This window comes from Rhizobacter sp. P2_H2 (genome assembly GCF_056403375.1).
The window spans coordinates 1-6845 of record NZ_JBFUFP010000208.1 but is presented as its reverse complement, the minus strand read 5'-3'; the positions used below and the strand labels follow the sequence as shown (position 1 = coordinate 6845).

At 70.9% G+C, this 6845-nt stretch carries 8 protein-coding genes; 1 reads left to right on the top strand and 7 read right to left on the bottom strand.

The annotated features are described in order from the left end of the window. Positions 1 to 84: 84 nt before the first annotated feature. The 5 genes from AC1D15_RS13355 to AC1D15_RS13335 all read right to left on the bottom strand — a co-directional run bounded on the left by AC1D15_RS13355 (position 85) and on the right by AC1D15_RS13335 (position 2943). Positions 85 to 729, bottom strand: a complete 645-nt coding sequence (locus AC1D15_RS13355) for a 2-hydroxychromene-2-carboxylate isomerase (protein ID WP_465112724.1) — start codon at positions 727 to 729, stop codon at positions 85 to 87. Continuing rightward, on the bottom strand, positions 726 to 932 hold the full coding sequence (locus AC1D15_RS13350) for a DUF1289 domain-containing protein (RefSeq protein ID WP_477826355.1): 207 nt from the start codon (positions 930 to 932) through the stop codon (positions 726 to 728). The genes AC1D15_RS13355 and AC1D15_RS13350 overlap by 4 nt, the downstream gene beginning before the upstream one ends. Continuing rightward, the gene (locus tag AC1D15_RS13345; protein ID WP_477826354.1) at positions 932 to 1450 is read right to left on the bottom strand and encodes a TlpA family protein disulfide reductase; all 519 of its coding nucleotides are present in this window, start codon (positions 1448 to 1450) and stop codon (positions 932 to 934) included. The genes AC1D15_RS13350 and AC1D15_RS13345 overlap by 1 nt, the downstream gene beginning before the upstream one ends. A 72-nt stretch (positions 1451 to 1522) precedes the next feature. Further along, positions 1523 to 2023, bottom strand: a complete 501-nt coding sequence (locus tag AC1D15_RS13340; RefSeq protein ID WP_465112727.1) for a YbaK/EbsC family protein — start codon at positions 2021 to 2023, stop codon at positions 1523 to 1525. Next, positions 2020 to 2943: a hydroxymethylglutaryl-CoA lyase gene (locus AC1D15_RS13335; protein WP_477826353.1), complete on the bottom strand. Its 924-nt coding sequence runs from the start codon at positions 2941 to 2943 to the stop codon at positions 2020 to 2022. The genes AC1D15_RS13340 and AC1D15_RS13335 overlap by 4 nt, the downstream gene beginning before the upstream one ends. Before the next feature lie 106 nt (positions 2944 to 3049). Here AC1D15_RS13335 and AC1D15_RS13330 point away from each other — a divergent pair, with 106 nt between their 5' ends. Continuing rightward, the gene (locus tag AC1D15_RS13330) at positions 3050 to 3487 is read left to right on the top strand and encodes a hypothetical protein (protein ID WP_477826352.1); all 438 of its coding nucleotides are present in this window, start codon (positions 3050 to 3052) and stop codon (positions 3485 to 3487) included. Positions 3488 to 3503: 16 nt separating this feature from the next. On the opposite strand, the gene AC1D15_RS13325 is transcribed toward AC1D15_RS13330, so the two are convergent. Both AC1D15_RS13325 and AC1D15_RS13320 read right to left on the bottom strand, forming a co-directional pair. Then, positions 3504 to 5504 (bottom strand): acetyl/propionyl/methylcrotonyl-CoA carboxylase subunit alpha, encoded by a 2001-nt coding sequence (locus AC1D15_RS13325; RefSeq protein ID WP_477826351.1) that lies wholly within the window; start codon positions 5502 to 5504, stop codon positions 3504 to 3506. A gap of 14 nt (positions 5505 to 5518) precedes the next feature. Beyond that, positions 5519 to 6673 carry a dienelactone hydrolase family protein gene (locus AC1D15_RS13320; RefSeq protein WP_477826350.1) on the bottom strand — a complete coding sequence of 385 codons (1155 nt, stop codon included), beginning with the start codon at positions 6671 to 6673 and terminating at the stop codon, positions 5519 to 5521. Between the last annotated feature and the right edge of the window lie 172 nt (positions 6674 to 6845).

Here is a 6845-nt window from a genome sequence, read left to right as displayed (position 1 = left end):
ACGCCAAGCTGAACGCCGGCTGACAAGTTCAGTGACAACCCTGACGACTCGTTTCTCATCGTGAGAAACGAGGGATGACCCGACCTAGGGCTTACGCTGAATGCCCACCGGCTGCCGCGCCGCGTCGTCCCACGCGGGCCCGTCGAACCACGGATCGCCGGCCAGCCAGCCCTGCAGCAGCTCCAATCCATCGAGCCCCCAGAACAGCCGGCCGTCGACCTCGACCGTCGGCACCCCGAAGACGCCGAGCGACACCGCCTGTGCGGTCGCTGCCTTCAGCGCGGCCTTGACCTCGTCGCCCTGCGGATCGAGCGCCGGCTGCAGCCGCTGCGCGAGCGCCTCCAGCCGCTGCGGATCGTTCGCGTCCGCGCCGCCGCGCCACACGTGGTGCATCAGCTGCTCGCAGACCCAGCGGTTCGGGGTCGCAAGCGGGCCGCGGCAGGCCAGGCCCAGGCGCAGGAGCGCGAGCGGGTTGAACGGATGCTGCGCCGGCATCTGCATCGGGATGCCGTGCCGGTGCGCCAGCCACGCCACCTGCCGGTAGGTCCAGTCGCGCTTCGGAGCGATCTCGGCCGGGCCCTTCTGCCCCCATTGCGACAACAGCCCGGCGAACAGCACCGGCTGGTACGCCACGGCGACGCCGTGCCCTTCCAGCACCTGCGGCAGGCGCTCGAACGCCAGGTAGGCGTACGGCGAGATCACGTCGAACCAGAACCGGAGTTGCTTCATCGCGACCGCTCCTCATCGACGACCGGCACGGCCGCCTTGCGCAGCGCGATCGCCTGCCAGACCTGCCGCTTGCCGTCGTCGTCCATCTTCGACCACGCCGCGATCTCGTCGATCGTGCGCCAGCAGCCGGCGCACAGGCCGCTGGCCGCCTCCATCCGGCAGACGTTCACGCAGGGGCTTGCCACGGCGGCCGCTTCGTCCATCAGGTGAGCACCAGTTCGGCGATGTCGTCCCACAGCGAGGCATCGATGCGACCGCGGACCTGCTTCACCTCGCGGTGCTGCTTGTCGAGGATGAACGAGGTCGGCGTCTGCGCCATCGCCCCGAAATCGTCGCGGTGCGTCGCATCGGCGCGCCACAGCATCGGGAACTGCTGCTTYATCGGCACGACGCGGTTCAGGATCGCGTCGTACTCGCGCACCGCCGCCAGGCTGCGGTCGAGGCTCACCGCGACCAGCTGGAACGGCTTGTCGCGCCACGCCTCGTAGTTCGCGCGCAGCTCGGGCATCTTGTCGCGGCACACCGGGCAGTCGGTGGACCAGAAGAACACCAGCACCGCCTTGCCCGCGTCCTGCGCCAGTTCGTAGCGACGCCCTTCCAGCGTGTTGCCGGCCAGCGCATGGCCCGGCGCCGCCGGCGCAGCGTGCAGCGGCACGGCATGGCCGAGTGCGGCCAGCGCAGCGGTCGACAGGAAGGAACGGCGATCGAGGCGGGAGGTCATGGCGCAGCCTGCAGAAGTGGAGCTGTGCATTGGTCGCCAGGGCCGGACGGGCATTACGTGAAGTCGATCACATCAGGTCACGTCGGCTACCGGCGCCTGCGTCAGCGCCTGCAGCTCGGCCGGGCTCAGCCTGAACACGCCCTTCGGGTGCCCGGCCGCCGCCCAGATCTCGTCGAAGCGGAGCAGCTCGCGGTCGATCAGCGTGACCGGCGCATTCGCATGGCCGACCGGCGACACCCCGCCGATCGTGAAGCCGGTGCGCGCCTTCACGAAATCGGCATCGGCGCGGCCGAGCGGGCCGGCCAGCGCCGCCACCTTCTTCTCGTCGACGCGGCGGTCGCCCGAGGTCACGACCAGCACCGCGACATCGTCGGCGCGGCGCCGGAAGATCACGCTCTTCGCGATCTGGCCGAGCTGCACGCCCAGCGCATCGGCCGCCTCCTGCGCGGTGCGCGCATTCACCTCGAGCAGGATCGGCGCATGCGGATGGCCCAGCGTGCCCAGCACCGCGCTGACGTGGCGGAAGCCTTCGGGCAGGTCCTGCAGATCCTGAATCAGCGTTGTCTCGCTCATGCCTTCGCCTCCGCCGCAGCCGCCCGCTTCGCCAGCAGCGCCTTGCCCGCGCGCGACACCGGCGCGCGGCCCAGCACCTGCGAGATGTAGTTGCCGGCATCGACCAGCGCGTTCAGGTCGATCCCGGTGTCAATGCCCAGCCCGTCCAGCATGAACAGCACGTCCTCGGTCGCGACGTTGCCGGTCGCGCCCTTGGCATACGGGCAGCCGCCCAGGCCGGCCACGCTGGCATCGAAGGTGTGCACGCCCAACTCGAGGCTCGCGTAGATGTTGGCCAGCGCCTGCCCGTAGGTGTCGTGGAAATGCCCGCTCACCTCCACCAGCGGGTAGTGGCGCAGCGCGCGCTCCAGCGCCGCCTGCACCCGCTTCGGCGTGCCGACGCCGATGGTGTCGGCCACGCCGCAGTGGTCGACGCCGATGCCGCGCATCAGCCGCACGACGCGCTCGACCTCATCGGGGCTGACCTCGCCCTGGTACGGGCAGCCGAGCGCGCACGAGATCGCCCCGCGCACCTTGATGCCGTTCGCATGTGCCGCCTCGACCACCGGGCGGAAGCGTTCGATGCTCTCGTCGATGCTGCAGTTGATGTTGCGCTGGCTGAAGGCCTCGCTGGCGGCCGCGAACACGACGATCTCGTCGGGCCGGGTCACGAGCGCAGCCTCGAAGCCGCGCAGGTTCGGCGTCAGCACCGAGTAGCGCACGCCCGGCTTGCGCTGCAGCCCGGCCATCACCTCGGCGTTGTCGGCCATCTGCGGCACCCATTTGGGGCTCACGAAGCTGGTGACCTCGATCTCGCGCAGCCCGGCCGCCTGCAGCCGGTGCACCAGTTCGATCTTGTGCGCAGCGTCGACCTGCTTCGCTTCGTTCTGCAGTCCATCGCGTGGACTGACATCGACCAGCGTGACGTGGGTTGGAATCATGACTTAAGTCTCGATGGGAAGGTCCGCGAGGGGCACCCCCCCTTTGTCCGGGGATGGCGAGCCGAGCGGGGCCTGTCGAAGATACCTGAACTGACTGGAGCATGTCGTGTCCACACCCGCCGAACTTCGCATCGCCACCCGAATCCATTTCGGCCTGAAGCAATGGCTCGGGGAAGGCATCGACGTCGAGGTGATGCTGCGGCAGCCCGAGGAAGCCCGCGAGATCCTCTTCGTGTGCCAGGCCTCCGGCCAACCCGAACTGGAATCGCTGGCACGGCAGTGGGCCGTTGCCCGGCCCGAGGCGAAGAAGGCGTCCCGCCCGCGCGTCGTGCCGGACAGGCCTGTGCCGACATCCCCCCCGAAAGCGTCCACCAAGCCCGCCGCACCGCGCGCCGCGGCGAAGCAGGACCTGGCCTGGGCCCAGGACACCAGCGGCTTCGGCATCACGCAACCGGCCGAGCTGGAGCCGGCGCAGCCGGAAACCACCGGCGCGAGCTGGCACAAGCCGTCGAGCTGGCTGCGCCTGGGGTCCGGCCGCCACTGAGGCCGCCCTGAGGTCATCAGGCCGGGGCGCGCAAGCGCAGCAGTTCGCCACCCTCGCCCACCTGATCGCCCGCTGAATACAGCAGCTCCTCCACCGTGCCGTCGCGCGGCGCGGTGATCGTGTGCTCCATCTTCATCGCCTCCAGCACCGCGAGCGGCTGGCCCTGCTTGACGCTGTCGCCGGGCTTCGCGAGGAAGGCCACCACCTTGCCGGGCATCGGCGCGGTCAGCCGGCCGCCTTCGGCCGCGCCGTCACCGGCATGCGCCAGCAGGTCGACCTCGCTGGCGAGCGCCGAGCCCTCGGGCGCGAACACCGCGATGCGCTCGCCGACCGCGTAGACGGCCAGCACCCAGCGCCGGCCGCCGACCACCACCGCATGCCGATCCGCCGACAAGGCCTGCGCCTCGAACGCATGCCGTTCGGCACCGATCGCCAGCGTCATCGCGCCACGGTGGTTGCGCTCCAGCATCACCGTGTGGTGGGTGCCCTGCAGCTCGATGTCGAAGCGCCGCTGCGCGCCGCCGTGCAGCCGCCAGCCGTCGCGCCGCGACCACGGGTCGTCGGTCTGCAGCGCCGCCTCGGCCGCGATCGCATGCGCGACGACGCCGGCCGCGACGCACTCCAGCGGCAGCGGCGGCGCTTCGAACAGCGCCACGCGCTCGCGCTCGATCAGCGCGGTGTCGAGGTCGGCCTCTGCGAACGACCGGCTCGCCACGACCCGCCGCAGGAACGCGACATTGGTGTGCAGCCCGACGATGTGCGTCTGCGCGAGCGCTGCATCGAGCCGCGCCAGCGCCTGCGCGCGGTCGGCCCCCCAGACGATCAGCTTGGCGATCATCGAGTCGTAGTGCGGCGAGATCGCGTCGCCCTCGCGCACGCCGGCATCCAACCGCACGTCGGCGCGCTCGAACGCGGCGGCCGGCGGCGTGCGGAACACCTGCAGCGTGCCGGTGGCCGGCAGGAACTGCGCATCGGGGTTCTCGGCACACAGCCGCGCCTCGATCGCGTGGCCGTGGATGCGCAGCTGCTCCTGCGCCAGCGGCAGCGGCTCGCCGGCCGCGACGCGCAGCTGCCACTCCACCAGGTCSAGCCCGGTGATSSCYTCGGTCACCGGGTGCTCSACCTGCAGCCGGGTGTTCATCTCSAKGAAGTAGAAGCGCAGGTCGCCGTCGGCCGAGGGCTCGGCGATGAACTCCACCGTGCCGGCCCCCACGTAGCCCACCGCCTGCGCCGCCGCCACGGCGGCCTGCCCCATCTCGCGCCGCCGCGCCTCGGTCATGCCGGGTGCCGGAGCTTCCTCCAGCACCTTCTGGTGGCGGCGCTGCACCGAGCAGTCGCGCTCGAACAGGTAGACGCAGCGGCCGTGCGCATCGGCGAACACCTGGATCTCGATGTGGCGCGGACGGGTCACGTAGCGCTCGACCAGCACCGCGTCGTCGCCGAAGCTGTTGATGGCCTCGCGCTTGCACGACGCGAGCGCGTCCTGGAACTCGGCCGACGATGGCACCGCCCGCATGCCCTTGCCGCCGCCGCCGGCGCTGGCCTTGATCAGCACCGGGTAGCCGATGCGGTCGGCCTCGCGCTGCAGCAGCTGCGGGTCCTGGTCGGCCCCGTGGTAGCCGGGCACCAGCGGCACGCCGGCCTCGGCCATCAGCCGCTTCGATTCGGCCTTCAGCCCCATCGCCTGGATCGCCGACGGCGGCGGGCCGATGAAGACCAGCCCGGCCTCGGCGCAGGCCTGCGCGAAGTCCTCGTTCTCGCTGAGGAAGCCGTAGCCGGGGTGGATGGCCTGCGCGCCGGTGGCGCGCGCGGCCTCGATGATGCGGTCGCCGCGCAGGTAGCTGTCCTTCGGCGCGGGGCCGCCGATCAGCACCGCCTCGTCGCAGGCCTGCACGTGCTGCGCATGGGCATCGGCGTCGGAGTACACCGCCACGGTGCGGATGCCGAGCCGGCGCGCGGTGGCCGCGACGCGGCAGGCGATCTCGCCACGGTTGGCGATCAGGATCTTGGTGAACATCGTTGTCTCCGGGTTCAGGGCGTCCACACCACGTCGTTGTCGACCGCGTACAGCTTGCAGGGCTCGCCCTTGCGCTGGCAGAAGCCCAGCGCGCGGCCGATGGCCCAGTCGCCGCTGGCGGTGCCGGCCGCGCCTTTCGGGCCGATGGCGTAGGCGCGCGGCAGCTTCGAGGCGAGGAACTTGCGGTAGTGGCCTTCGCGTGTCGCGGCATTCACCGGCACCTTGTCGATCTCGTCGATGGCCGCGAACGATGATGCGGGCGGACGCGCGATCACGCCCGGCGTGTCGAAGCCGAGCTTCGCGAGAAAGGCCTCGGCATACGGCACCCAGTGGTCCATGTCGAAGTTCAGTGCGCCGTGGCCGTTCTGGCTCGCCGCGGCCAGCGTGTGGAACTCGGCCTTGCCGCCGCCGGCGGTCCAGGCCTCGTGCCAGCGGCGCGGCACGTCCGGCCCCCAGTAGAGGTCGTTCTCCCAGTAGAGCCACAGCATCGGTGCCGTCGCACTGCGCGCCTGGTCCTTCCACAGGCTCTCGATCTGCTGCGGGCTGCAGGGATTGCGCGGGCGGCCGTCCGGATCGCCACCGCTGCCACCCGAGAAGTTGATCGCCCCCACCAGGCCGGGCGGGTGCCGCGACACGGTGGCGACCGCCGTCAGGCCGCCCGCCGACTGGCCCATCACCAGCCAGCGCGAGGTGTCGACGTAGGGCAGCGTCTTCGCGAACGCCAGCGTGGCCATCACCTGGTCGGCGACCGCGACGGCCATCGGCCCGGGACGCCGCGATTGGCAGGTGCCGGTGTCCTCCGGGTCGAAATCGCCATACGTGTCGGCATAGCCCACGCGCGTCGGCAGCAGCACCGCGAACCCCTTGCCGACGAGGTAGCGCGACAGCCACTCGTAGCGCTGGCGGCCTTGCGCAGATCGCTTCTCGGCCGTCGCGCGGCCGTGGTTCATGATGACCAGCGGAAACGGCCCGTCGCCTGCCGGGCGGAAGATCATCACCGGGATCTGCCGCGTCTGCTGCTTGCCGTACAGGTCGGTCACGGTGACGCTGATGAACTGCGTCTGCTCGCGCAGGTCCTTCAGCACGGCCGCCTCGTCAGGGGCCTGCGCCTGCGCGCCAGCCCCTGCACCCCACAGGCCGAGCAACAGCACGGCTGCAAGGCGTGCCATGGCCGAAGCCGATGTCCAGTCTGCTTTCAAGATCTCTCCCTGACGGCGGCGCCACGCGACATGGCAGAAAAGCGGCGCACCAGCTGCCGCAGGAATTTCGCCAGCACCCACACCAGCGCCGCCGACACCGCAAGCGCGAGCACCAGGAACCCCGCCAACACCAGCGGATGCG

What these genes read in the sequence shown, in the direction of transcription:
- AC1D15_RS13340 (WP_465112727.1), bottom strand. Translation starts at nt 2,023, where the DNA reads ATGAGCGAGACAACGCTGATTCAGGATCTGCAGGACCTGCCCGAAGGC.
- AC1D15_RS13320 (WP_477826350.1), bottom strand. Translation starts at nt 6,673, where the DNA reads ATGGCACGCCTTGCAGCCGTGCTGTTGCTCGGCCTGTGGGGTGCAGGG.
- AC1D15_RS13350 (WP_477826355.1), bottom strand. Translation starts at nt 932, where the DNA reads ATGGACGAAGCGGCCGCCGTGGCAAGCCCCTGCGTGAACGTCTGCCGG.
- AC1D15_RS13355 (WP_465112724.1), bottom strand. Translation starts at nt 729, where the DNA reads ATGAAGCAACTCCGGTTCTGGTTCGACGTGATCTCGCCGTACGCCTAC.
- AC1D15_RS13335 (WP_477826353.1), bottom strand. Translation starts at nt 2,943, where the DNA reads ATGATTCCAACCCACGTCACGCTGGTCGATGTCAGTCCACGCGATGGA.